The sequence below is a fragment of the Chromohalobacter nigrandesensis genome (assembly GCF_023061285.1).
Lineage (GTDB): Bacteria > Pseudomonadota > Gammaproteobacteria > Pseudomonadales > Halomonadaceae > Chromohalobacter > Chromohalobacter nigrandesensis.
The window spans coordinates 33119-58542 of sequence record NZ_JAKGAM010000019.1 but is presented as its reverse complement, the minus strand read 5'-3'; the positions used below and the strand labels follow the sequence as shown (position 1 = coordinate 58542).

Sequence of the window (25424 nt, the reverse complement as noted above, 5' to 3'; positions counted from 1 at the left end):
AGCATGCACCAGGACCCCACCTTGGAGGCCTTTTGCCATGCCTTTAAAAATCTAGACAAGACATGTACAGGAGACCTAGAAAACCTCTACACTGAAGATGTGTCGTTCACGGACCCGTTACACCACATCGAGGGACGCAACGCCTTGATGGGCTATTACGTCGAGATGCTCGACAACGTCACCGAGTGCCGCTTCGACACCCACCACTACCAGCGTGACGACGATGAGGCCTGCGTCGATTGGGTAATGTCGCTCAGTCATCCCCGACTTGCCGGTGGCCGCAGAATCGAGGTGGCGGGGTGCTCGCGACTGACGTTGCGCGACGAGCGGGTCTGCCGGCAACGCGATTACTTCGATGCCGGTGCGATGCTTTACGAACAACTACCCGTATTAGGTGCCCTGATCCGCTGGCTAAAGCGACACACGCGTCCGACGTCTAGATCGCATTAGTCAGCACTCAGGCCTAGGCGCGCGCCACCTGAAGGAGAGCCCATGACCACATCAACGGCCCCACGGCGCATCTGGCTGACCGGCGCCACGTCAGGCATCGGTGAGGCACTTGCCGTACGCCTGCTGCGGGAAGGCCACCGGGTGGCGCTGACCGCACGGCGACGCGACGCTCTGGAGGCGTTGGCGGCCCCCTTCGAGAATGCTCTGGTGGTCCCCGCCGATTTGACCGACCGCGACTCGGTCAGCGCCGCCGGGGAACGTATCGAAGCCGTCTTCGGGGGACTCGAACTGGTCCTGCTCAATGCCGGTACCTGCGAATACGTGGACGCGAGCGACTTCGATGTCGATCTCATCGAACGCGTCCTGGCCACTAACCTCCATGGCACGCTGTACGCCATCGATGCGGCACTACCGCTACTGCGACGCGCTCGCCATGGCACACAGCGCCCGCAGTTGGCGGCCGTCTCAAGTGCCTCGGCGTACTTCCCGTTGCCGCGCGCCGAGGCTTACGGCGCATCCAAGGCCGCGATCAGCTACTTCCTCGCCTCCCTGCGGCTCGACCTGGCGGCGGAAGGCATCGATGTCAGCGTCATACACCCCGGTTTCGTGCGTACGCCGTTAACCGAGCGTAATGACTTTCCCATGCCCATGCGCGTCGAGGTCGATACCGCCGTCGAGGCCATCCTGCGCGGCTTGGAGAAGCGCGCACTCGACATTCATTTCCCGCGTCGCTTCACCTTGCTGGTCAAGCTGGCGGGCATCCTGCCGCCCACGCTGCGCCACCGCCTGGGGCGCCGTCTGACCCGCAACGCCGACGAGGAGAGCCGCGCATGAACGCGCCCGCCTCACGTATCGCGGTGGTCGGTGGCGGCATTGCCGGCATGGCCTGTGCCCATTACCTATCGCAACGTCATGAAGTGACACTGTTCGAGGCCAACGAGCACCTCGGCGGCCACACTGCGACCGTGGATGTCGAGCTTGACGGGCGCCGGCATGCTATCGATACCGGCTTCATCGTCTTCAACGACCGCACCTACCCGCATTTTCAGCGTTTGCTGGCGCAATTGGGCGTTTCCGCGCAAGCCACCGAGATGAGCTTCTCGGTGCATGCCACGCACGAGGACTTCGAATATAACGGCCATACCCTCGACACCCTGTTCGCCCAGCGCCGCAACTTGCTGCGTCCCCGCTTTCACGGCATGCTGCGCGATATCCTGCGCTTCAATCGCCACGCGGTACGCGATCTATCACACGGCACCTTGCCGGAGGATATGACACTGGGCGAGTACCTGACACAGGGCGGCTACGGCGAGACTTTCCGGCGCCGTTACCTGCTGCCCATGGGGGCTGCCATCTGGTCCGCCAGCGAGCGCGACATGGCGAATTTCCCGCTGACGTCTTTCGTGCGTTTCTTTCATCATCATGGGCTGCTGTCGGTGCACAACCGCCCCCAGTGGTACACGCTAGTGGGCGGTGCACGGCGCTACATCGCCCCGTTGACGGCCGCCTACGCCCAGCGTATTCGCCTGGCCTGCCCGGTGAAGGGTATCGAACGCGACGCCACGGGCGTGACATTGACCACGCCCCAAGGAAGGGAACGTTTCGATCAAGTAGTGCTCGCCTGTCACAGCGACCAGGCATTGGCAATGCTAACCGATCCCCGCCCGGCGGAGCACGAGATCCTCGACGCCCTGCCGTACCAGGACAACGACGTGGTGCTGCATACCGATACTCGCCTGCTGCCACGTCGGCGCCGCGCCTGGGCGAGCTGGAACTATCGCATCGACGGGCGCGAGGACGACGCGCGCGTCTCGGTGACCTACGATATGAACCGCCTCCAGCACCTGCCAGGCGAGACGCGTTTCTGCGTGACGCTCAACGACAGCGAGGCCATTTCCCCCGAGTGCATGCTGCGGCGCTTCGTCTATCGTCACCCCAGCTTCACGCTGGCGGGCGCCGCCGCTCAGCAGCGCCATGCGGAAATCTCCGGCACGCAGCATCGCACGCATTTCTGCGGCGCTTACTGGCGCCACGGTTTCCACGAAGACGGTGTCTGGAGCGCGCTACGCGTGGCCCGCGCACTTGGCTGCGACGAATCCAGTGCCCTGCAAGGGTGTCTCTCGTCATCCTCCGCCGTGCCGGAAGGAGCTCCGGCATGAGCAGCGTGCTCTTGCATAGCCGAGTAGCCCGGGGCGAGCTGCGCCATCGGCGATTCACGCCGCGCGCGCATCACTTCACCTACCGCGTGTGGATGGCCTGGATCGACCTGGACGAGCTGCCCGAGCTCTTCGATGCGCTGCCGGGCTTCAGTGCACGACGTGCTGCGCTGGCGCGTTTTCGCCGCGAGGATTATCTAGGGCCCACGCATCTACCGCTCAAGACGGCGGTCCATCAGCGTTTACGCCATGAGCTGGGCGAGTCGGCACCCACAGGGCCCGTTCGCATGCTGACCCAGTTGCGCCTATGTGGCGTGCTCTTCAATCCCATCACGCTGTATTACGCCTACGACCACGACGAACGCCTGTGCGCCATCCTTGGCGAGGTCACCAACACGCCGTGGCAAGAGCGTCACGTCTATGCCTACCCGGTAACGCCGACGCGCCATGTCCACGCTGCTCATTTCGACAAGGCGCTGCACGTCTCACCGTTCAACCCCATGGACATGCGCTATCGCTGGCGCTTCAACACACCGGGCGACCACTTGCTGATGCACATGGAAGTATGGCGCGAGGCCACACGCCATTTCGACGCCACGCTGAGCCTGCGCTTCGCACCCGCGGGGCAGCGCGCGTGGCTTGTCGCCCTGGCACGCGCCCCCTGGATGAGTCTCAAGACGCTGGCCGGCATTCACTTCGAGGCATTGCGCCTATGGTTGAAGCGCGTGCCGCTCTTTTCACATTCCCGTGGCGAGGAGAAACGCCCGTGACGACTACTCGTTCCGCCACCAAGATGCCCGCCAACACCCTCGATACGCGCATGGCACGCTGGCTCAAGCCACGCTTGCTGCGCCAATTGGCGACCCTCGAGGGAGGCATGCTGATCATCGAAGAAGCCGGACGCACGCATCGACTCGGCCGGGGCGGTCCGCTGAAGGTACACCTGCACGTGCATAACGAGCGCTTATGGCGACGCATCGCATTGGGGGGCAGTGTCGCGGCCGGGGAAACCTACATGGACGGTGACTGGCACTGCGACGACCTGGTGGCGCTGATTCGCTTGCTCGCGCGCAACCTGGAGCACGTCAACGAGCGGCTGGAGAAAGGCCCCGCACGACTGGCGCACGGCGTGCTCAGTACGCTTCATGCCCTGCAACGCAATACCACCGGGCGTGCCCGACGCCATGTCGCCGCGCATTACGATCTCGGCAATGCCCTCTTCGAGACATTCCTCGATCGCGAGCACTGGCTGTACTCCAGCGCCATCTTTCCACGCCCGGACGCCAGCCTGGAAGACGCCTCGACCTACAAGCTGGAGCTCATTCTCGACAAGCTGGATATCGGCCCCGGGCATCACCTGCTGGAGATCGGTACCGGTTGGGGCGGGCTGGCACTTTACGCGGCGCGCACCCGGGGCTGCCACGTCACCACCACGACCATTTCCGAGGAGCAGTATTCACACACCGCGCGTCGCATTCGCGAAGCCGGTCTCGAGGAGCGCATCACCCTGCTCAAGCGCGATTATCGCGATCTCGAGGGGCGTTACGATCGCCTGGTGTCGGTGGAAATGATCGAAGCGGTGGGGCATCAGTACCTGGCCACTTATCTGGCCACCGTCGACCGCCTGCTCAGCGACGACGGGCTGGCGCTGATTCAAGCCATCACCATCCGCGATCAGCGTTATGAGGCGGCCAAGCGCGAGGTCGACTTCATCAAGCGCTATATCTTTCCCGGCGGCTTCTTACCTTCTCATCAGGCGATGCTGGAAAGCATCGCGCGGCGCACGCAGCTCAATGTGCTCGCTCTAGACGAGATCGGGGCGCATTACGCACGCACGCTTCACGAGTGGCGCCAGCGCTTCGAGGCCAGCCTCGAGCACGTTCGGGCACTCGGCTATGACGAGCGCTTCATCCGCATGTGGCGTTACTATATGTGCTACTGCGAGGGCGGGTTCCGCGAGCGCACCATTGGCGCCTCGCAATGGCTGATGGCCAAACCCGGCAGCCGGCGCGCGCCGCTCACCGGCGCACCTTGAACCCCATGTTTGGCAAGGTCGTCAACGCGCTTGCCTTTCAGGCCGGCTGGCTGGCCTGCGTGCTGGGTGGCACGCCCTGGGCACTGCCCATAGTGGCACTCATCGTGACCTGTCATCTACTCTGGCTGGGTATACCGGGAGAATGGCGCTGGCTGGCGGGGTTCGCCCTGCTGGGCGCGTGTGTCGATGGCACGCTGACGCTACTCGGCGGTTTACGCTTTACCGAGGCCTGGGGATTGCCGCTGTGGCTGTGGCTGCTCTGGCCGCTGTTCGCGACCACCCTTCACCATTCACTCGCCTGGCTATGGTCGCATCCTCGATTGGCGATATTGGGCGGGGCACTCGGTGGGCCGAGTTCCTATCTGGGCGGCGCGCGCCTGGCCGATGTCGAACTGGCCCCCTGGGCCGTAGTGGTACAGGCCCTGGTATGGGGTGGTCTATGCGGATGGCTGGCGCTCAGGGCAGCGACATCTCGACGTCGCCCTTGAGCCGCTTCTCGACATCGGTGACCCGTTCGGGACGGGCATAGAGAAAGCCTTGCACCATGGCGCAGCCCTGATCACGCAAGTAGTCCCGCTGCGCCTCCGTTTCCACGCCCTCGGCGATCACGTCCAACCCCAGGCCGCGCGCCATGGCGAGCACTGCCGAGGTGATTGCGGCATCTGCTCTATCGTCGGGCAGGGCACGCACGAAGGCGCGGTCGAGCTTGAGTTTATCCACCGGCAGTTCCTTGAGATAGGCCATCGACGAATAGCCGGTGCCGAAGTCGTCGATGGCGATCGGGTGCCCCTTGTCGCGCAGCGCGACGAGACGCGTCGAGATATTCCCGGCGCGCTCGTCGAGCAACACCGACTCGGTCAGCTCCAGCCCCAGCATGGCAGCAGGCACGTTGTGCTTGGACAGGCTGGCGGACAGCCGCGACTCGAGATCGCCCTGGATCAACTGCACTGCAGAAATATTGATCCACACTGGCACGAACGATAAGGCTTGCTGGCGCCAAGTCGATAACTGCGCGCAGGCGCGATCGATCACCAAGTCGCCTAGGGATGCCATCAAGCCGTGGCGTTCGGCCAGGGGAATGAACGTTCCCGGCGAAATCATGCCATGCGTGGGGTGGTACCAGCGCAGCAGAGCTTCCATACCGGCCAATCGCCTGTCGTCGAGATAGTATTGTGCTTGATAGAAGAGTTCGAGTTGCGTGCCATGCGCCAGGGCTTGACGGAGTTCGTTGAGCAGCTCGAGCTGAGGATCCCCCTCGACTTCGAGCGAAGGACGGAAGCGTTGGCTGTGGTTACGCCCGTGACGCTTGGCGGCGTAGAGCGCCGACTCCAGGCGCTGCAACAATACGCCGGAATCACGTCCATCGTCGGGGGCGCGACAACTGCCGATGGTCAGCCCCAGGCGCAAGGGTTTGTCGCCGATCTCGAAGGGCTCGCTAAGATGCCCACGCAGTCCTTCTACCCATTGTTCGTGATCGTCATAGGTCGTGGTGCGAATGACCATGAATTCGTCACCGCCCAAACGGCCTACCACACCACCGGCAACGAATGCTGCGAGCCGCTGACCGAAGCGCGAGAGCAGACGATCCCCCTTGTCGACGCCCATGGCATCGTTGACCGCCTTGAAGCCATCGATGTCGATCAGCGCAATATCCAGCTCTTCGCCGGTCCGCAGACGCTGCAAGCGCGAGGCCAGCAGGTCATGCAGACGCCGACGGTTGGGCAAGCCGGTCAGCGGATCCTCGAAACCAATACGCTGCAGATCCTGCTCACGCGCCTTGTGACGCGTGATATCGGTAAACAACCCCACGTAGTGCGTGACACGCCCCTTGTCATCGGTAATCTTCCGCACGCGCAGCCACTCGGGAAACTCATCGCCGTGCTTGCGCTGATTCCAGACCTCCCCTTCCCACTGGCCGGTGGCATTGAGGGTTTGCCAATAATGCTCGTAGAAGGCCTTGTCGTGACGTCCCGAAGAAAGTACCGACGGATCGAGGCCGCGTATCTCCTCGTCGCTGTAGCCGGTGATCTGCGTAAAGGCCGGATTGACCGCCTCGATGCGGTTGCGGGCGTTGGAAATCAGTACACCATCGGGAGAGAGCATGAGAGCGGCTTCGGTGAGCTGACGTCGCGTCGCTTCCTGGCGGATCTGACGGCAAGCATCCACACCGCCAATGATCACCATCACCAAGGCCGCCAGTCGCAACATCAGCGTCGGCAGAAGGCTTATGGAAGCCATGGCAGCGATGCCCATCCATACCAAGGGACGGTTGAGCGTAAAGACGGACCACATAGAGAATTAACGGCTCAATCAATAGAGGTTCGTGAAAGTGGAGGTATCATGCCCCTTCTCTTGCAACAGGCGCAACCCGCGCCCATCCGTCGATTGCACCCATAACGCGCGCCCGGTAGGCTAGCCCCCCGCGTGCATTCACTCGGCACTGCCAGTAAACTAGGGCGTCCGTGCTCTGCGACGCACCACAATTTCGACTCTCGGAAAGACTCAGTGACCAAGCAACATTCTTTCAGCTACGAAGAACTGCTGGCATGCAGCCAAGGCGAGCTATTCGGCCCGGGCAACGCTCAACTGCCGGCCCCCAACATGCTGATGCTCGACCGCATCACGCAGATCCAGGAGGGCGGAGGTGAGCACGACAAGGGCGAACTGATCGCTGAACTGGATATCCATCCGGACCTGTGGTTCTTCGACTGCCACTTCCCCGGCGACCCGGTAATGCCTGGCTGTCTAGGTCTGGATGCCATGTGGCAACTGGTCGGCTTCTACCTCGGCTGGCTGGGCTATCCGGGCCGCGGACGTGCTCTGGGCTGCGGCGAGGTCAAGTTCTCGGGCCAGATAATGCCGGACGCCGAAAAGGTCACCTACCGGATCAACATCAAGCGGATCATTACCCGGCGGTTGATACTCGGAATGGCCGACGGCACCGTTTCGGTCGACGGTCGCGATATCTATCAGGCCAACGATCTACGCGTTGGTTTGTTTACCTCCACCGCGAATTTCTGATCAGGAGGCTTCCATGCGACGAGTGGTAGTCACCGGCCTGGGCATCGTGTCCTGCCTCGGCAATGACCAGCAACAGGTACTGGATGCGCTACGCAGCGGACGTTCGGGTATTCGCTACAAGGACGAATACGCCGAGCGCGGTTTCCGCAGCCACGTCGCCGGCGTGGTCGATATCGACCTCGACGCCTTGGTCGACCGCAAGTTGCGTCGTTTCATGGGTGATGCTGCGGCATTCGCCTATGTCTCGATGGAACAGGCGATCCGCGATGCCGGCCTCGACGACAGCGACATCTCCAACGAGCGTACCGGCTTGATCGCCGGCTCCGGCGGCGCGTCCAGCGCCAACCAGGTCGAAGCCGCCGATGTGCTGCGCGAAAAAGGCCTGCGTCGCGTCGGCCCCTACCGGGTCACGCGGACCATGGGCAGCACGGTCTCCGCCTGCCTCGCCACACCGTTCAAGATCAAGGGCGTCAACTACTCCATCTCCTCGGCCTGCGCGACCTCGGCCCACTGCATCGGCAGCGCCGTCGAGCAGATCCAGCTCGGCAAGCAGGACGTAGTCTTTGCCGGTGGCGGCGAAGAGGAGCATTGGACGCTGTCCTGCCTGTTCGATGCCATGGGTGCGCTCTCGACTAGCTATAACGACGCGCCTGAAACCGCCTCGCGTCCCTATGACGCCTCGCGCGATGGTTTCATCATCGCCGGTGGTGGCGGCATGCTGGTGCTCGAAGAGCTGGAACACGCCCAAGCGCGTGGCGCCAAGATCTATGCCGAAATCGTCGGCTATGGCGCCACCTCCGATGGCTACGACATGGTCGCACCCTCCGGCGAGGGCGCTGCACGCTGCATGCGGCAAGCCATGGCGACCGTGGACGGCCCGATCGACTATATCAATACCCACGGCACCTCCACTCCGGTGGGCGACATCGCCGAGCTGAAGGCGGTTCGCGAGGTGTTCGGCGATACCACACCCGCGATGAGCTCCACCAAGTCGCTGACCGGGCATTCGCTGGGCGCCACCGGCGTGCAGGAAACCATCTACTCGCTGTTGATGATGGAGCACTCCTTCATCGCCGCCTCGGCCAACATCGACGAGCTAGATGACGCCGCCCAGGGCTTCGATATCGTCAACCAACGGCGCGACGATGCGGCCATCGAGCGCGTGCTGTCCAATAGCTTCGGGTTCGGCGGCACCAACGCCTGCCTGGTGCTACAGCGCTACCGGGACTGATCGCACGATCTAGCGTCATGCGATACTCGGTAATAAGGGGCCAGTAACACGAAAAGGGCGTCTCTCGCGAGACGCCCTTTTTGCATGCTGACACACCCACCGTCGACAAAGACTCAGGCCGGCACCTTGGCAGGTTCGTCCTCGACCTCAGGACGCGGCACGGCGGAGATCTCGCGAAGCTGCGCCTCGATCCACTCCTCGACCTCGGCCAAGACCTCGTTGGTGGAACGTCCCTGCGTAGCGATCGGCCTACCGACCACCACGTGCAAATCTCCTGGCTTCTTGACCCAATGCCTCCCTGGCCAGTGTTCCCCCGCATTGTGGGCCACGGGCAATACCGGGACGCCAGAACGACAGGCAATCACTACCCCGCTCTTGTTGTAGCGACGCCGCTGCCCCGGCGCCACCCGTGTACCCTCGGGAAAGATCAGCACCGATAGCCCCTCGGACAAGCGCTGTATGCCCTGATCGAGCACCATGCGAATGGCCCGCGACGGACGCGAGCGATCCAGCGCAATGGGCTTGATCAAGCGCAGCCCCCAGCCGAAGACCGGCAGATTGAGCAGTTCTCGCTTGAGTACCGTACACACCGGTACCTTGAGCAGTTGCAGGAACAGGGTTTCCCACTCGCTCTGATGATTGGCGAGCACCACGCATGGCCCCTCGGGCACGTTATCGCGCCCGCGGACGTGGTAACGCACGCCGCAGGACACGGCGAACCAGCCCAAGATGAATCGGTTATACAGATTCAGCAGCCGAAAACGCGAAAACAATGGCAAGAATGGTGCGACCGGTAGCAATATCAAGCCGCTGATCAGCAGCGCCAGGAAGTAGCCGGCGTAAAAAACGAGACTGCGTAACACCTTCACGTCGCCGACTCCTTATCGTGCAACAAGCACCAGTCATCCAGCATGCGGCTCAGTTCGAGCCGCCAGGGTTTCTGGTGAACACCGAAAACATCCAACACGCGGCGACATTTCAGGACACGCCGCAAAGGATGGTCGTGATGATGATGCAAGGCGTGCAACGTCCCCAGGGTCGCGTCACGCTTCTGTCGCTCGAGATGCGTGGCGAGATAGGTGCGCACGACGGAAGCGAACGTATACGGGCTGATCGGCTCGGTACCCGCCAAATGGTAGGCGCCCCAAGCATCGGCGCCACAACCTTGTTGCTGCACCATGCCGATCAACGCCATGGCCACCGCATCCACCGAGGTCGGACACAAGATGACGTCTTGCGCAGCGCGCACTTCGTCGCCCGCCAGCAGCGTAGCGAGCAACTCGGGTAACCAGGCATGCGCCCCATCGAGGGCAAACAGCGGCCCCAACCGCACGATGAGATGCTTAGGCAGACACTCACGCACCCGATCACCGGTGGCGATCAAGCGCTTCAGGCTGTCATCGCGTGGCGACGGGATGACATGCTCGTCGAGCAGCTCGTCGCCACCGTCCTCATAGAGCTCGTCGGACACACACCAGATCAACGGCACATCGTATTCACGGCACAGCTCGAGATTGGCATCGACCGCCTCGACATGCGCCATGACCTCGGCAGGCGCCAAGCGAGATGGCGCCGATAACGGTGGCATCACCAGCGCATCGGGCCGGGCCTCGACCAGAGCCTCCGCCGTGACCTGCGTCTCCTCGACGATGATTAGTTGGGTATCGCGACGTCGACTGGCCTCGCGCGCCAACGCCAGGCTCAAGCAATGTCCCGCATCTGCCAGCAGCAGCTTCACGGCCTCTCCTTTCGCATGCTCGTCTCCTCGATTCATCATCCACCTCATCGGCAGGGACACATCCTCACCCATCGCCGTATTGTCTGTCATCCGCACAGGTTCCGCACGGAAACGACCTGTCACCGTGGTCGTACTCAAGGCAAGTATTCTACGCCAAGCAGGCGACGGACTCAGCCCAGCCTGATGCATCACGCAAAAACGCCACGCTGGCTGGCGTGGCGTTCGGGTCAGTGACGCAATATCTCAGGCGACATCCGCCAACGGCTCGGCCGGCCCGAAGAACTCATGATGACGCCGTGCAGCCTCGACCCCGAGCGCCCCCAGCGCCGCATCGACGCAGCGCATGAAATCCGCCGGCCCCACCGTATAGCAGTCGGCATCACGCGGCACATACATCGACAGCAGGTCGGCATCCACGCGGCCGACGTGATCGGGCGCATCCTCCGCGCGCGGTTGAGAATAGACGCTAATCACCCGCAATAGCGCCGGATACGCCTTGTGCAGATCAGCCAGCTCGTCGGCAAACGCACGCACCGCGCCGTCGCGCGCCGCATGCAGGTAGACGACGCGACGCCCCTCGGCGAGCGCCTGCCGGGCCAGCGGCAACATCGGCGTCTGCCCCACGCCGCCACTGATCAGCATCACCGGCGCATCGCCTTCGGCCAGGGTCAAATGCCCCGCTGGCGGCAGCAGCTCCAGGGTATCGCCCACCGCCAGACGATCATGGAAATGCCGGCTTACCTGGCCACCCTCCTCGCGCTTGATGGAAATCCGATAAGTCCGGCCATTGGGCGCCGCCGAAAGGCTGTAGTGGCGATGCACCGTTTCGCCATCAATGGCCAACTTGAGACCGATATACTGTCCCGGACGATGCGCGGCGACCGCACCGCCATCCACCGGCGCCAGCTCGAACGAAGTGATGACGGCACTCTCGGGACGCTTGGCGACGATGCGAAACTCGCGGGTGCCATCCCAGCCACCGGGCTGAGCGGCGAACTCGCGATAACGTCGCGCCTCCTTCTCGATCAGAAGCCCCGCCAGTTCGTCGTAAAGCGCGCCCCAGGCATCGGCGACCTCTTCCGTCACCGCCTCGCCCAGTACCTCACCGATCGCCGCCATCAGGCATTCGCCGACGATCGGATAATGTTCGGGGCGGATTCCCAGCGACACATGCTTGTCGACAATGATGCCCAGCACCTCGTCGAGGCGCGCCGGCTCATGGCGTAGTTGCACATAGGCGACGACGGCACCCGCCAACGCGCGCGGCTGGCCGCCGCTTTGCTGATGCGCAGCATTGAACAGCGTCTTGACCTCGGGGTAGCGTGCGAACATCAACGGATAGAAGCGCTTGGCGATAGCCTCAATGTGTTCGGCGACCACCGGCGTCGTGGCGGCGATGACGGATTCCTGAGCGGATGTCAGCATGATGTTTCCTCGCGATACTTGCAGTATGTATTCCTGTTATCGCAATCGGAGTGCCAACTCGGAGCGTTTCGCCGTCCCCGCGACATTGTGCCACGCCAGTACCTGCGAGGCCGCGTGGTTGCCACGTTACAGATACTTCAGAGTGCAGCCAGGCAACGAACGAGCCCTTGCCCTCGGCGCCATAACTGTCAAAATAACATCCACATTATATGTCGATATGACAACTTGCTCGAAAAAGAGTGTATAAATGACAGTCTTCTTGCATACCTTGCGCGACCTGCTCGCCGACCTCAGCGTCGGACGTGGCAGCGACGCCCTGCCCGAGCGCTGGGCACGGCTGCTCGCCGCCTTGGTCGGCGGTTATCCCGCCGATGCCAGCACGTTGATGGTCGCCCACGATGATGGGCTGCAACCCGTGGCCGTGCTGGGCCTCGACGATGAAGTCCGCGGGCGCCACTTCAACCTGGCGGCGCACCCGCGTCTGGCCGCGATCGCCGCGCATCCCGGCGTATGCCGCTTCCCGCATGACTCGACGCTGCCCGATCCTTTCGATGGCCTGCTCGACGACAGTTTGAGCCATGTGCATGACTGCATGGGCGTGGCCCTGCGCGACGGCGACCGGCTGCTCGGCATGCTGACGCTGGATGCGCTGACGCCGGGCTGCCTGGCCGCCATCGACGATGACGAGCTGTTGGCTGCGGCAGGCCTGCTGGCCACCTGCCTGCGTCTCGCGCAACAGCTCAGCGATACCCGTTCGCGCCTCAATCAGGCACTCGACCAGCACTCCCCCGATCCCAATGCGCCGCGCAACAATACGCCCGATTGGCAAAGCCCCGCCATGCGGCGGCTGGAAGAAAGTCTTGCCCTGGTGGCGCCCACCGACATGAGCGTGCTGCTGCATGGCGAGACCGGGGTCGGCAAGGAGCGTATCGCCCGGCGCGTGCATATGCTTTCCTCACGCTGCACAGGGCCGCTGGTCCGCGTCAACTGCGCGGCCTTGCCCGAGTCGCTGATCGAAAGCGAACTGTTCGGCCATCGGCGCGGCGCGTTTTCCGGCGCCGTCCGCGATCATCGCGGCCATTTCGCCATGGCCCACGAGGGCACGCTGATGCTCGATGAAATCGGCGAGCTGCCGCTGGCCATGCAGCCCAAGCTATTGCGCGTGCTGCAGGAAGGCGAGATTCAGCCACTGGGCAGCGAGACGCCGCAGCACGTCAACGTACGCCTGGTCGCGGTCACCAACCGTGATCTGCGTCAGGAAGTTGCCGCCGGGCGCTTTCGTGAAGACCTCTACCACCGTTTGAGCGTCTTCCCGTTGCAGGCCCCGCCCCTGCGGGAACGTCGTGAAGACGTGCCGCTGCTGGTCGGCGGCTTTCTGGAGGACAATCGCATTCGTCTGGGGCTTGCCAACCTGCGCCTCGACGCCGCAGCCGAACACGCCCTGCTTACCTGGTCATGGCCAGGCAACATTCGCGAACTGGAACATACTCTGGGACGCGCCGCACTTCGCGCCTTCGGCGAACAGTCACCCTCAGGGCAGGGCGCGCGCCGCGACGCCGTGGTGCGCATCGCCGAGCATCATCTGGAACTGCCGACGACACCTGTCGACGACACCATGCCTCCCGAGCCGCCAGCGCCCAAGGCGTATCCTGCGCCCCCGGCCCCGCTACGCGAAGCCGTCGAGGCCTTCCAGCGCCGGCATATCGCCCACGCACTGGAGGCGCATGACGGCAACTGGGCCGCCACCGCACGCACGCTGCAGACGGACAGCGGTAACCTGCATCGCCTGGGCAAACGCCTGGGACTCAAGCCTTGAGCGGTATGCTCGGCCTCTGCCTATCGCTCGCCATACTCACGGTGACGGGGTCGACATCACCTCGATGTCAGTGATATTGCCTTCGGCATCATGATATAGCGTCGCCACACGGCCCTGCTGAAGCCGTGCGACCTGCGCCTCATCTACTCCAAAGGAAGTCGCCAGGCGTTCAGTCGTCAGCGGGGATGGCGGGCGGCGACGATCGGCATGCCGAAAGCGGCGATAATTATAGAAAGCCCATATCAGCAACGCCGCTCCCGCCAGCACGACGGTCACAGCATAGATCATCAGCGATGACCAACTGTGCTCGTGGCCGTCGATCACATAGGCCTGAAAACGCTCGCTACCGAAGGCCCATCCCAACAGGGTCGACAGGGGGAGGAACAAGTAGAGCCATATCAGCCAGCCCACGCCTGCCAACAATGCAAACAGGCCACGCTGACGACGCGACTGCAGGTCGGGACGATAAATGATGTTGGGCAGTTTTAACGCGCTATGCGTATCGGCGTTATCGTCCATCGATCATTCCTCCCTACCGGCTTGGATGCCGCGATCCGGACTGCGCCACCGGGCACGCTGGCATCGCGCGCCACACAGCCCCTTGGGCACGGCGACCACCGCAGTGAGCGTCGATAGCGTCCAATACAGCAAGGGATACCAGATCACCCAGAAATAATGGCGCAGGAATCCCGTCCGCTCATAGCGTTGATCGATCACCAGGCTGACCAGGAACTGGAGCAGACACGTCGCGCCGAGCAGCAGACCATTCCACTGCGGCAGCAGCGTATGCACTTGCCACTCCTGAGGCAGAGGCACGAACGGGCCCAAGCAAAACAACACGGCGATCGCCAGCATCACATAGGCCCAGATCAAGCTGGTGAAGTACTCGATCGCCACGCCCCAGAAACGCCGTTGCCGCCAGGCGAACAGGCCTCGACCATAGCGCATCATCACTTCGACACCGCCCTGGGCCCAGCGCAGGCGTTGCTGCCAGAGCCCTTTGAGTGTTTCCGGCATATAGATGTAACAGAGTGCCTCGGGTTCGAAGCGTATATCCCAATGATCCATCTGCAAGCGCCACGAGATATCGATATCCTCCGTCACCATGTCAGCGTGCCAATAGTCCACACTATCCAGCGCGGCGCGGTTGAATCCCGTCACCACCCCGGAAACGGTAAAAATGCGACCGTAGGTGCGCTGGGCGCGCTTTATCAGGCCGATGATCGAGGAAAATTCGCCGACCTGGATCTTGCCCAGCAGCGTCGAGCGGTTGAGGATGCGCGGATTGCCGGTCACCGCGCCCACGCGAGGCCCACCGATCAGATGGCGCATCATCCAGTAGACGGCATAGGGGTGCAGCAAGGCATCGCCGTCGATGGTCACCAGATAATCGCTGCGGGCCGCAAGCGTGCCGGCGCGCAATGCCACGGCCTTGCCTTGGTTGGCCGCGAAATGGATGACCCGCAGGCGTTCGTTGTCTGCCGCCAGTCGATCGAGAATGGCGCCCGTATCGTCGTGACTACCGTCATTGACGGCGATGACATCGAAGTGCGGATAACGCGTCGCCAACGCATAGGCAATCGTCTGTTCGACCTGGGCCGCTTCGTCGTGACAGGGAATGACGATGCTGACCGGTGGTGCATTCGCTCCCAACTCCTCGAGGCGCGGCGTCATATCCTTGCCACGTTCACGCCGCAGGTAGAACCAGAGTCCGCCGATGATCCACATCCAGGCCATGAAGATCGGGTAATAGAACGCAAAACCGAACATCGTGTCGCGCCAATCGATGGTCAGTATCCAGGCAACGAGCGCATCGATCATGGCTGGCTCCGGCGATGGGGAAACTCGTTGAGGCTCATGCCTTCGAACGTGGGCTGAAACGCCGGCTTGCCGGTGATGAAGTCATCCGGATAATACGCCAGATTGAGCGCACCACGACGCACGAGCTGATGCATCCAGTCACGCAGGCGCGTTGGCGCGATCCATTCATCGCGCTCCCAATCATAGGTCTGCAGCTCGAACACCGTTTTATCGAGACCGCGTGGGTAGCGCTGTACCCGGTCCACTAGCGTATCCAGCCACTCTTTCGCCGGCTTTTCGGTTCCATCCAGATAGGGCATCGCCATCAGAGCGACGTCGTCGTAATGCTCAAGAAAGGGCCCCAACGCCTGGGAGAAACGCGCTTCCGCGTTTGGGTCGAGCACGACACGCGCATAGAGATTACGCGCCACGCGAAAGCGATTGCTCAGGTTGGCGTAGTGCCGCGCCCCGTCGAGCGCCTGCTCACCGAAGTCGATCAGCGCCTGGGTCTTGTCCCGCGCGCTCAGCTTGCAATCGGTAATCCGGCGACCACTATCCGGCCAACGAGCCTTGCGCCGGCAGGCCTGAGCGTCTTCATCGGCGGCCAGGTAAGCATCATCGTGGATCAAGATGCCGTCGATGCCCGGCGTGCTGCGGGCCAGGTCCGCATAGATGTCTTTAACGAGCGCCTGTGCTTCGGGACGAAACGGACTCAGGCGTCGATAGGCACGCTCGGCAACGCGACTTTCGCCATCAGCCTCGTGTACCCGGACCTGCAAGCGACGCTGCCGAGAGGCATCCGGCAGGTCGAAGGCCAGCAACGGTAGCCAGGCATACACATCCACCCCGGCACGCGTCTTGAGTTGCCAGGCAACGCGATTGAACAGGTCGGCCCGCACCGGTAGATGATCATTGGGGAAATACAGCGATGAGGCGGTGCCATCGCCGTCCGGGTCAGCGAACGCCTGCAGATAGACCGTACGCACCTGCATCGCCTTGATGCGATCGAGCAGCGCGCTCAGGTTGGCATGGACCTGCTCGGGGTCGTCATCGTAGAGCATGTCGAGATCCACCTGCACGGCACGCTGACTACGTGTCGGTGGGTCGAGCATCTGCGCGACCTGTGCTTCGATATCCACCGGCGTGGGATTGTCCATGACCAGCATGCGCCCGAAGTCAGGCCCCGAGGCGGGGGTCGGCAGGCGCCGGTCGCCTAGATTGAAGGTGAAATCAAAGCCGGCATCACGTGCGATCGCCTCTGTCTCGGCATTGGTGGCGCCATATGGCCAGACCACGGTCCTCGGACGCACGCCCGTCTTCGACTCGATCACATCGGCGCTCTGCACGAGGTCATCGTGAATGCGCTGGCGATACGCGGCCGCGTCTTCATACTCACCGCTCGCCGGGTCGTAACGCCGCGCCAGCGCAGCCGGCTCGACGTTCCCCTGGGGGTTGGCACGAATGCCGCGGTGCAGATCATGGGTGTGAGTGGCAATCTCGACCAGGCTCGAGGCCTGCATTTCCCGCACCTGATTCCAAGTGACGAAGCCTGACGGGCCACGCGCAGCGCCGTTGTACTGGATTTCATTCCCGGCGGCATCGTCACGCGCGTCGCTCGCCGCGTTACCCAGATTCTCCGCCAGTTGAGCGGTATCGCGAGAGGCCACGCTTTCGCCCTTGCGGACCCGTTCGAGCCATCCGGTCTCGATCGCGAAGAGCGCCGGATAGTCGTAGGCTTGCAGTAGCGGATACACGCGACGATAGAAGCTTTCCAGGCCATCGTCGAAACTCAGCAGGACGGCATTCGAGGGCAGTGGCCGCTTGCCTTGACGTGCCGCCTGAATGTCGTCCAACGACACGGGATGCCAGTCATGCGCCAGCATCCAATCGAACCACGCCGCCAGCCGCTGATGACTGATCGCATAGGGATCGCGCCCCACCGCCGGCTGGGCGTCGTCACGCACATCATGAAACCCGAGCGTCACGAAATGCCCCTCGGGTATCTGCACATTGGCCGAGGCAGCGGGATCGCTCGGGGGCGGCGCAGTCGGCGTCTCGGCCAAGCCGGGGCCGGCTATCAGCAACCCCACGGCGAGCAGCAATATTGATACCAGCGACGGCATTACAGCCCCCCCTCGAAACCGAACTGTCCATACCAGCGCTTCTCGCGCTCGCCTTCATAGGCATGGCTTTCCCAGCCGATGCCGTAATTGATCGACCAGGTCCGCGTCAGTTGCCAGGTATGGCCATAGGAGGCCTCGTAACCCGGCGCACCGCCATAGCCGCTTTCCCATTCCGACGCCGCGCCCAGCGCGAGATTCTGGGTCAAGGAGCGGTCGTAGCGACGCCAGGTCAGCCAGTCGTGTTCGAGCGTAATACCTGCCGTGCGCTGGTTTTCGGGATTGTAATAATCGGCGTCGACATCGCGGTTGTGTTCAGCCGACAGCGAACCAATCAGCCGGGTCTGATGATGGGCACTGGCCTGAATGCGCTGGGTCAGGTCGGCCGAGATATCGCTGCGCAGGTTGCCATCGCTGATATCCAGTGCGCCCAACGTGAGCGTGGCTTCGCGGGATTCATTCTGACGCCAGGTCAGCTGCGTCTGATAGAGACGCCCGTCCAGATCGTCACGCTCGGCACGCAGCGGCGTTTCGGGCGATTGCGTCTGGGTGCGTAACTGGTATTGCCAATGATCGCCAAGCCATTGCGACCAGCCGAGATCGAGGCCAAGGTCATCATTGAGACGCTCACCGCTCAACGCCGCCCACCAGTGTCGACGCAGCCACTGGCGTTCTACCCCCAGACCCTGGCGACCATGGCGCTGCGCGCCCTCATCGTATTCGCCCCATTGATAGGACTGCTCGACATAGGCCCGATAGCCTCCCTCGCTCCAGGGTGAGTTCAGGCGCAGTTGATAATCGCCGTCCTGGCTCCCATTGACGGCATCGCCACCGTGAGAGCTGCCAACACTGCCCTGCCCCTCGACTGAGAAGTGCTGACGATCCAGCCATTCGAGCCGATTACGGCGTACCGCCGAATCGCTCGGAAACTGCTCAGCCAAGGCCTCGCTGGTCGCCCGCCAACGCGTAAACGCTTCGAGATCCTGGGCGTTCTCGGCGATGTTCAGACGCGTGGCCTTGTCGTTCGGGGCGTACCCCTTGGCCAGGGCGATCGTTGCCTGCGCTTGTTGGTACCAACCACGGGCACGCTCGGCGGTGGCCAAGGCATTGATGACATCGGTGTTGCGGGGAGCCGCTCGATACAGCGTAGTGGCCCTATCAAGCGCAACATCTTCATGGTTTCGGTACGCTGCGTCGCGGACCCGGAGGCGATCGATTTCACTGCGCTCCCAGTTGGGAACCGGCGCCGCCGTCTCATTCTCGCGATAGCGCCACGTCGGGGTACGGTCATCCAGGCGCGCCAGTTGTTGCGCGGCGCCCGCGTAGTCTTCGCTTTCTATCAATGCGTAGTAGTAACCGGTACGCACCGATAGCGGTGCCTGAGGGTTGGCGTCGATCACTTCACGATAGAGCCGCGCCGCAGTTTGGGGCTGGCGACGCGCCAAATAGGCCTCGGCGACCGGCCCTTTGGCATAGGTCGGTATATTGGCCGATTCACGCTGCAAGGCCTGGTAGTCATCGATCACCGGCTCGAAGCGATTGAGTCGACGCCACACCACCAGCCGATCGAAGCGCGTCCGCAGGCTGGCTTCGCTACCCGGCGGGAAGCGCTCGAGATTGGCATTCAGTGAGTCGAGCGATTTTTCCAACTCGGTATTGCTCGTCACATAGTAATGCCGACGCTCGAGACGGGCTTGCTCTTGTATACCATCGCGGATCGCCACCGTCGCCACATCGGCATCGAAGCGACGCTGTGTAGCCTGTGGCCAATTCGGTTGGTACTGCTCTCGCAGTTGCTCGGCACGACGATGAGCCCCCAGGTTGGAGAGGCTCGATATCTGGGTCTTGAGCGCCTGGGCATTGTCCGGGGCATACGTCAAGACACGCTCAGCGAGCTGCAGGGCAACCCCAGGATGGCCTTGCTGGCGCTGGCGCTCGGCGATTCCCGCCAAGTCGTCGGCGTTGGGATGCCCGTCAGGCCCCGTACGCACATCGTCACCATAGGCCGACGCCGACGCATCAACGGCCGGCAGTCGACCATCGGGAAAACGCGTGTCCGCCGGAACGACACTTGTCGACGCCAAAAGCAGACTCAGCGCGACAAGCCCAGTAAAAGGCACACGCGAGCGTAGAAAACGATGACAGCCGGTACGTACGCGCGTACACGCGCAATGGCCTGCATGGCCATCCTTCCACCGGCCGCCGAAGCGGGGGGATTGCATTATGCGATGACACCACCGTTAGTTCCGTTAACGAGATGAAGGCTCAAATCCGTTGAGCAGGTGCTGTAGCGATATGGAGGCTAGTAGGAAGCACTCCTATATGCAAACGAATGTGACGTTATGTATCGATGCGTATCCATAAAAAAGCCCCGTTATACGGGGCCTTCAAGCTTCTCTCGATTCGTCACGTCGCCGACGCTAAAACGGGATCTCGTCGTCGAAGTCATCGAAGTTGCCGGGATTGGGAGCACCGTAATTACCTTGCTGGCCACCCTGCTGGGGCGGCTGTTGCTGAGGCGCTTGCTGCTGCGGGGGCGGGCCGCCTTGTGGCTGGCCATAGCCACCGCCCTGCTGCGCTGCAGCACCTTGCCCCATGCCTTGCTGAGGCGCATTTTGCGAGGGCTGGGCGTAGTCGCCGCCACCCTGGCCGCTACGCGAGTCGAGCATCTGCATGTCGTTGGCGACGATCTCGGTGGAATACCGATCCTGTCCGTCCTGACCCTGCCACTTGCGCGTCTGCAGACGGCCCTCGATATAGATACGCGAGCCTTTCTTCACGTACTGCTGAGCGATTTCCGCCAGCTTGTTGAACATCACCACCGTGTGCCATTCGGTACGTTCCTGGCGCTGACCGCTCTGGCGGTCGGTCCAGGTGTCGGTAGTCGCGATGCGTAGATTGCACACCGGATTGCCGGAAGGTAAAAAGCGGACTTCCGGATCCTGACCGAGGTTGCCGATCAGGATGACCTTGTTCACGCCGCGCGCCATGTGAGTCTCCTTGAAATAGTCCCGCGCCCGTTATCAGGCGCTCTTGTGATCTCGCTCGGATCCGAGGATGCGTTCCAGCGCCTCGGTATCCAGCCGCTGACGGTCGACCTTGAGGTAGGCGACACGCTCGTCGGGCACCACCATGACATCCTCGACGCCGGCCACGGCGGCGAATCGCTCCATCAGTGTATCCATCGCGCCCATCGAGCGCTCGTCCAGAGCGACGATCTCGCTCGAGAGATGGCGGGGGGCCGGCATCTTCCAGACAATCGCCAACCATACCGCACCCAGCAAGGTTGCGCCCAGAAAGACCGCATCCAGGCCGAAATGCTGGGAGAGAAAGCCCCCGGCCGTTCCGCCCAGGAAAGCGCCCAGAAACTGGCTGGTGGAATACACGCCCATCGCCGTGCCCTTGGCACCCGCCGGGGCCAGCTTGCTGATCATCGACGGCAGCGTGGCTTCCAACAAGTTGAAGGCCACGAAGAATCCCCAGAGCAGCGAGAACAACGCCCAGCGCCCATCGGAAAACTCCACCAGCCCGGCCAGGCACAGCGTCAACCACGCCACGGCACCGATGAAGATCGGTTTCATCTTGCGGTACTTCTCGGCCACGATCACCAGCGGCACCATGGCCACGAAGGCCAGCGCCATGATCGGCAGGTATACCCAACCGTGATGCGCCGGCGCAATACCCAAGGCTTCCAGGCGAAAGGGCACGACCACGAAGCAGGCGGTCAGGATGGCGTGCAGGGCGAAGATCGAGAAATCCAGGCGCAACAGATCACGCCGCGCCAGCATTCCGCGCAGCTGGTTGCGGTCGAGCCCTACGTCGCGATGCGACACCAGGCGTGGCGCCCGCGGCACCAACCGCCATAGTACCAACAGCCCCACCGCCGCGAGCACGGCAGTGAACCAGAACACACCGGCCAGACCGAAAGGATCGGCGACCAAGGGCCCCACGACCATGGCCACGCCGAATGCGATGCCGATCGACAGCCCGATGGTCGCCATCGCTGCGGTGCGAACTTCTTCGCGGGTCTGATCGGCCAACAGCGCCATGATCGCCCCGGCAACTGCGCCACTGCCTTGCAGACAGCGTCCGACGATCACCCAGCCGATCGACGTCGCCTGGGCGGCGACCACACTGCCCAGCAGAAACAACAAGAGCCCAATGCTGATGATGAGCTTGCGGCCGAAGCGATCCGATAGCAGCCCGAAGGGAATTTGTAGAATCGCCTGTGTCAGGCCGTAGCCGCCCAGCGCCATCCCTACCAGCAAGGGGGTGGCGCCCTCCAGGCCATCGGCGTAGATCGCCAAGACCGGCAATACCATGAAAAGCCCGAGCATGCGCGTCGCATACAAGCTGGCGAGGCCGAAAATGGCGCGCCGCTCGGTGTGAAGCAATGATGAAGACATGATTGAGTCGCGTCGTTGAAGAGAAGAAACGTTCGATACCGAAACCGGCCCGCGAGGCCTTGCGGCAGGGGCCGTGACGAACCAACACCTCGGCGTCTCGCACGCGCGCAGACGCCGACCAAGCGCATTTTACCGACTGCCTGCCTGCCAAGGAAAGGACGCGCTTTGCCCGGACTCCACTCCACCCTCTATAATCGATCCTTTGACCGCGCCACCGCCACGGCGCAACCGGCACGAGGTGGGCATGGACAGAATTCTGGTCAGGGGTGCGCGCACCCACAATTTGCAGAACATCGACGTCGAACTACCGCGTAACAAGTTGATCGTCATTACCGGCTTGTCCGGTTCCGGCAAGTCATCGCTGGCCTTCGACACCCTTTACGCCGAAGGGCAGCGGCGCTATGTGGAGTCCCTTTCTACCTACGCCCGCCAATTCCTGTCGATGATGGAAAAGCCCGATGTCGACCACATCGAAGGGCTATCGCCGGCGATTTCCATCGAGCAGAAATCGACGTCCCACAACCCGCGCTCGACGGTCGGCACGATCACCGAGATCCACGACTATCTGCGCCTGCTCTATGCTCGCGCGGGGACGCCACGCTGTCCCGAGCACGATATCGACCTCGAGGCGCAGACCGTCTCGCAGATGGTCGATCAGGTTCTGGCACTGTCAGAAGGCAGCAAGTTGATGCTGCTGGCGCCGGTCATCAGCGGCCGCAAGGGCGAGCACCAGCAACTGCTGGCCGAGCTACGCGCCCAGGGTTACGTCCGCGCCATGGTCGACGGTCAAGCCGTGGAACTCGACGAGCTGGGTCCGCTCGACAAGAACAAAAAACACGACATCAGCGTGGTGGTAGATCGCATCAAGGTACGCGATGGGCTCGCCCTGCGCCTGGCCGAGTCGTTCGAAACCGCGCTCGGCCTGTCCGATGGCATCGCCATCATCCACGACATGGATGGCACGCGGGACGACATCGTCTTTTCGGCACGCTTCGCCTGTCCGGTGTGCGGCTACTCCATCGCGGAACTCGAGCCGCGCATGTTCTCGTTCAACAATCCCGCCGGTGCCTGCCCCACCTGCGACGGCCTCGGAGTACGCCAGTATTTCGATCCGCACAAGCTGATCAGCCATCCCGAGCTGTCGCTGGCCGAAGGCGCCATCAAGGGCTGGGACCGGCGCAGTGTGTATTACTTCAACCAGCTCCAGTCGGTCGCCGCGCACTATCGTTTCGCGCTGGAAACGCCCTGGCAGGATCTCGCTCGGCACGAGCGTGACGTTGTATTGCACGGCAGCGGACAGGATCAGATCGCCTTCAGCTACGTCAACGATCGGGGCCGCAAGGTCACCCGCGAACATGCCTTCGAGGGCGTCCTCCCCAACATGGAGCGACGTTACCGCGAAACCGAGTCGAGCATGGTGCGCGAAGACCTCGCCAAGCACCTGGCGGTGCGGCCCTGCCCGTCCTGCCAAGGGACACGACTGCGCAAGGAAGCCCGCCATGTCTACGTTGACGGGCGTCCGCTCCCCGAGGTTTCACAACTGCCCATCGGCGAGGCCTGGCATTATTTCGCGGCACTGGAACTGCCGGGGCGCAAGGGCGAAATCGCCGTCAAGATCGTCCATGAGATCCACTCGCGCCTGGAGTTCCTGGTCAATGTGGGGCTCGACTATCTGACTCTGGAACGCAGCGCCGACACGCTCTCCGGCGGCGAGGCTCAGCGCATTCGCCTGGCCAGCCAGATCGGCGCGGGCCTGGTCGGCGTCATGTACATTCTCGATGAACCCTCGATCGGCCTGCACCAACGCGACAACGACCGGCTACTTCAGACGCTCGAGCGCCTGCGCGATCTCGGCAATACGGTCATCGTCGTCGAGCACGACGAGGAAGCGATACGCGCGGCGGACCATGTCCTCGACATCGGCCCCGGCGCCGGTGTGCATGGCGGCCGTATCGTCGCCCAGGGGACACCCGAGCAGGTCACCCAATGCGATGCCTCGCTGACCGGTCAGTACCTATCGGATAAACGCCGCATCGAGATTCCTCCGTACCGCATCCCCGGCAATCCAGAGAAAATGCTGCACCTCACCGAGGCCAATGGCAACAACCTGCAGAACGTCACGCTCGACTTGCCTCTCGGCCTTTTCGTCTGCGTGACGGGGGTGTCCGGCTCGGGCAAGTCGACGCTGATCAATTCGACGCTGATGCCCGTCGCCACGCGCGAGCTCAACCGCGCCACGAGCCTCACGCCCGCGCCTTACCAGCGCATCGAAGGGCTGGAGTTGCTCGACAAGGTCATCGACATCGATCAGAGCCCGATCGGGCGGACGCCGCGTTCCAATCCGGCCACCTATACCGGCATTTTCACACCGATTCGAGAGCTCTTTGCGGGCACTCAGGAGGCGCGCTCGCGTGGCTACAAGCCCGGGCGATTCAGTTTCAACGTCAAGGGCGGGCGCTGCGAAGCCTGCCAGGGCGAGGGGCTGATCAAGGTCGAGATGCACTTCCTGCCCGATATCTACGTGCCTTGCGACGTCTGCCAGGGCAAGCGTTATAACCGCGAGACCCTGGAGATCCAGTACAAGGGCAAGAACATCCATGAAGTGCTGGAGATGACCATCGAGGAGGCATTGGAATTCTTCTCGCCGGTCCCTGCCCTCGCGCGGCGCTTGCAGACACTGATGGACGTCGGCCTGTCCTACGTGCGCCTGGGGCAAAGCGCCACGACCCTCTCCGGCGGGGAAGCGCAGCGCGTCAAGCTTGCCCGCGAGCTTGCCAAACGCGATACCGGCAAGACCCTCTACATACTCGACGAGCCCACCACCGGACTGCACTTCGAGGACATCCGCCAATTGCTCGGTGTGTTGCACCGCCTGCGCGACCATGGCAACACTATCGTGGTCATCGAGCACAACCTCGACGTGATCAAGACCGCCGACTGGCTCATCGACCTCGGTCCCGAGGGCGGCTCCGGCGGGGGACGCATCATCGCCGAGGGCACTCCGGAGCAGGTCGCCAAGATGGAGGTCTCGCACACCGGGCGTTTTCTCAACCCCCTGCTCGAGCGGCAGACAGCGAGCCACAAGCCAAAAGCCACGAGCATGGCAGAGACCTAAGGCTCGAAGCTCGAAGCTCGAAGCTCGAAGCTCGAAGCTCGAAGCTCGAAGCTCGAAGCTCGAAGCTCGAAGCTCGAAGCTCGAAGCTCGAAGCTCGAAGCTCGAAGCTCG

The 25424-nt window shown here is 62.8% G+C and carries 20 protein-coding genes; 10 read left to right on the top strand and 10 right to left on the bottom strand.

Annotation, left to right across the window (positions count from 1 at the left end; genetic code table 11):
- Positions 1-3 precede the first annotated feature (3 nt).
- From L1073_RS16390 to L1073_RS16365, 6 genes are read left to right on the top strand one after another with little or no spacing between them, the layout of a single operon-like run.
- Complete coding sequence (locus L1073_RS16390; RefSeq protein ID WP_246901104.1) at positions 4-450, top strand: nuclear transport factor 2 family protein; 447 nt, start codon at positions 4-6, stop codon at positions 448-450.
- A gap of 42 nt (positions 451-492) precedes the next feature.
- On the top strand, positions 493-1284 hold the full coding sequence (locus L1073_RS16385) for an SDR family NAD(P)-dependent oxidoreductase (RefSeq protein ID WP_246901101.1): 792 nt from the start codon (positions 493-495) through the stop codon (positions 1282-1284).
- Entirely contained in the window at positions 1281-2609 is a 1329-nt protein-coding gene (locus L1073_RS16380) for an NAD(P)/FAD-dependent oxidoreductase (protein ID WP_246901099.1), read from the top strand. The genes L1073_RS16385 and L1073_RS16380 overlap by 4 nt, the downstream gene beginning before the upstream one ends.
- Positions 2606-3376, top strand: a complete 771-nt coding sequence (locus L1073_RS16375) for a DUF1365 domain-containing protein (protein ID WP_246901097.1) — start codon at positions 2606-2608, stop codon at positions 3374-3376. The genes L1073_RS16380 and L1073_RS16375 overlap by 4 nt, the downstream gene beginning before the upstream one ends.
- Positions 3373-4641 carry a class I SAM-dependent methyltransferase gene (locus tag L1073_RS16370; protein ID WP_425531596.1) on the top strand — a complete coding sequence of 423 codons (1269 nt, stop codon included), beginning with the start codon at positions 3373-3375 and terminating at the stop codon, positions 4639-4641. The genes L1073_RS16375 and L1073_RS16370 overlap by 4 nt, the downstream gene beginning before the upstream one ends.
- Complete coding sequence (locus tag L1073_RS16365) at positions 4587-5129, top strand: DUF2878 domain-containing protein (protein WP_343322515.1); 543 nt, start codon at positions 4587-4589, stop codon at positions 5127-5129. The genes L1073_RS16370 and L1073_RS16365 overlap by 55 nt, the downstream gene beginning before the upstream one ends.
- Here L1073_RS16365 and L1073_RS16360 read toward each other — a convergent pair.
- Positions 5098-6933, bottom strand: coding sequence for a putative bifunctional diguanylate cyclase/phosphodiesterase (locus L1073_RS16360; protein WP_246901096.1), 1836 nt, complete (start codon positions 6931-6933; stop codon positions 5098-5100). The two genes, L1073_RS16365 and L1073_RS16360, sit on opposite strands and share 32 nt — an antisense overlap.
- A 213-nt stretch (positions 6934-7146) precedes the next feature.
- Here L1073_RS16360 and fabA point away from each other — a divergent pair, with 213 nt between their 5' ends.
- On the top strand, positions 7147-7662 hold the full coding sequence (gene fabA / locus L1073_RS16355; protein WP_246901094.1) for a 3-hydroxyacyl-[acyl-carrier-protein] dehydratase FabA: 516 nt from the start codon (positions 7147-7149) through the stop codon (positions 7660-7662).
- Between the two features lie 13 nt (positions 7663-7675).
- A complete protein-coding gene (gene fabB / locus L1073_RS16350; protein WP_246901092.1) occupies positions 7676-8893 on the top strand; it encodes a beta-ketoacyl-ACP synthase I in 1218 nt (405 codons plus the stop codon).
- Between the two features lie 113 nt (positions 8894-9006).
- On the opposite strand, the gene L1073_RS16345 is transcribed toward fabB, so the two are convergent.
- From L1073_RS16345 to hmpA, 3 genes are all read right to left on the bottom strand, one after another.
- Entirely contained in the window at positions 9007-9762 is a 756-nt protein-coding gene (locus L1073_RS16345; RefSeq protein WP_246901089.1) for a lysophospholipid acyltransferase family protein, read from the bottom strand.
- Positions 9759-10631: a sugar nucleotide-binding protein gene (locus L1073_RS16340; RefSeq protein ID WP_246901086.1), complete on the bottom strand. Its 873-nt coding sequence runs from the start codon at positions 10629-10631 to the stop codon at positions 9759-9761. Before L1073_RS16340 ends, L1073_RS16345 begins: the two co-directional genes overlap by 4 nt.
- A 243-nt stretch (positions 10632-10874) precedes the next feature.
- A complete protein-coding gene (hmpA, locus tag L1073_RS16335) occupies positions 10875-12056 on the bottom strand; it encodes an NO-inducible flavohemoprotein (RefSeq protein ID WP_246901084.1) in 1182 nt (393 codons plus the stop codon).
- A 247-nt stretch (positions 12057-12303) separates the two neighbouring features.
- Here hmpA and norR point away from each other — a divergent pair, with 247 nt between their 5' ends.
- Positions 12304-13872: a nitric oxide reductase transcriptional regulator NorR gene (gene norR / locus L1073_RS16330; RefSeq protein WP_246901081.1), complete on the top strand. Its 1569-nt coding sequence runs from the start codon at positions 12304-12306 to the stop codon at positions 13870-13872.
- Between the two features lie 36 nt (positions 13873-13908).
- On the opposite strand, the gene pgaD is transcribed toward norR, so the two are convergent.
- The 6 genes from pgaD to L1073_RS16300 all read right to left on the bottom strand — a co-directional run bounded on the left by pgaD (position 13909) and on the right by L1073_RS16300 (position 22198).
- Positions 13909-14391, bottom strand: a complete 483-nt coding sequence (gene pgaD / locus L1073_RS16325; protein WP_246901075.1) for a poly-beta-1,6-N-acetyl-D-glucosamine biosynthesis protein PgaD — start codon at positions 14389-14391, stop codon at positions 13909-13911.
- Positions 14392-14394: 3 nt separating this feature from the next.
- Positions 14395-15693, bottom strand: a complete 1299-nt coding sequence (gene pgaC, locus L1073_RS16320) for a poly-beta-1,6-N-acetyl-D-glucosamine synthase (protein WP_246901072.1) — start codon at positions 15691-15693, stop codon at positions 14395-14397.
- Positions 15690-17795 (bottom strand): poly-beta-1,6-N-acetyl-D-glucosamine N-deacetylase PgaB, encoded by a 2106-nt coding sequence (gene pgaB, locus L1073_RS16315; RefSeq protein ID WP_246901070.1) that lies wholly within the window; start codon positions 17793-17795, stop codon positions 15690-15692. Before pgaB ends, pgaC begins: the two co-directional genes overlap by 4 nt.
- Positions 17795-19876, bottom strand: a complete 2082-nt coding sequence (gene pgaA / locus L1073_RS16310; RefSeq protein ID WP_246901068.1) for a poly-beta-1,6 N-acetyl-D-glucosamine export porin PgaA — start codon at positions 19874-19876, stop codon at positions 17795-17797. The genes pgaB and pgaA overlap by 1 nt, the downstream gene beginning before the upstream one ends.
- A 336-nt stretch (positions 19877-20212) precedes the next feature.
- Positions 20213-20782, bottom strand: coding sequence for a single-stranded DNA-binding protein (locus L1073_RS16305; RefSeq protein WP_246901067.1), 570 nt, complete (start codon positions 20780-20782; stop codon positions 20213-20215).
- 33 nt (positions 20783-20815) lie between these two features.
- Entirely contained in the window at positions 20816-22198 is a 1383-nt protein-coding gene (locus L1073_RS16300) for an MFS transporter (protein ID WP_246901065.1), read from the bottom strand.
- A 244-nt stretch (positions 22199-22442) separates the two neighbouring features.
- Between L1073_RS16300 and uvrA the strand changes: the two genes are divergently transcribed.
- Entirely contained in the window at positions 22443-25313 is a 2871-nt protein-coding gene (gene uvrA, locus L1073_RS16295; RefSeq protein ID WP_246901063.1) for an excinuclease ABC subunit UvrA, read from the top strand.
- The last annotated feature ends 111 nt before the right edge of the window (positions 25314-25424 follow it).

Coding starts and splice junctions, on each gene's coding strand:
- L1073_RS16390 (WP_246901104.1), top strand. CDS start 4: ATGCACCAGGACCCCACCTTGGAGGCCTTTTGCCATGCCTTTAAAAAT.
- L1073_RS16385 (WP_246901101.1), top strand. CDS start 493: ATGACCACATCAACGGCCCCACGGCGCATCTGGCTGACCGGCGCCACG.
- L1073_RS16380 (WP_246901099.1), top strand. CDS start 1,281: ATGAACGCGCCCGCCTCACGTATCGCGGTGGTCGGTGGCGGCATTGCC.
- L1073_RS16375 (WP_246901097.1), top strand. CDS start 2,606: ATGAGCAGCGTGCTCTTGCATAGCCGAGTAGCCCGGGGCGAGCTGCGC.
- L1073_RS16365 (WP_343322515.1), top strand. CDS start 4,587: ATGGCTGATGGCCAAACCCGGCAGCCGGCGCGCGCCGCTCACCGGCGC.
- L1073_RS16360 (WP_246901096.1), bottom strand. CDS start 6,933: ATGTGGTCCGTCTTTACGCTCAACCGTCCCTTGGTATGGATGGGCATC.
- fabB (WP_246901092.1), top strand. CDS start 7,676: ATGCGACGAGTGGTAGTCACCGGCCTGGGCATCGTGTCCTGCCTCGGC.
- hmpA (WP_246901084.1), bottom strand. CDS start 12,056: ATGCTGACATCCGCTCAGGAATCCGTCATCGCCGCCACGACGCCGGTG.
- norR (WP_246901081.1), top strand. CDS start 12,304: ATGACAGTCTTCTTGCATACCTTGCGCGACCTGCTCGCCGACCTCAGC.
- pgaD (WP_246901075.1), bottom strand. CDS start 14,391: ATGGACGATAACGCCGATACGCATAGCGCGTTAAAACTGCCCAACATC.
- pgaC (WP_246901072.1), bottom strand. CDS start 15,693: ATGATCGATGCGCTCGTTGCCTGGATACTGACCATCGATTGGCGCGAC.
- pgaB (WP_246901070.1), bottom strand. CDS start 17,795: ATGCCGTCGCTGGTATCAATATTGCTGCTCGCCGTGGGGTTGCTGATA.
- L1073_RS16305 (WP_246901067.1), bottom strand. CDS start 20,782: ATGGCGCGCGGCGTGAACAAGGTCATCCTGATCGGCAACCTCGGTCAG.
- L1073_RS16300 (WP_246901065.1), bottom strand. CDS start 22,198: ATGTCTTCATCATTGCTTCACACCGAGCGGCGCGCCATTTTCGGCCTC.
- uvrA (WP_246901063.1), top strand. CDS start 22,443: ATGGACAGAATTCTGGTCAGGGGTGCGCGCACCCACAATTTGCAGAAC.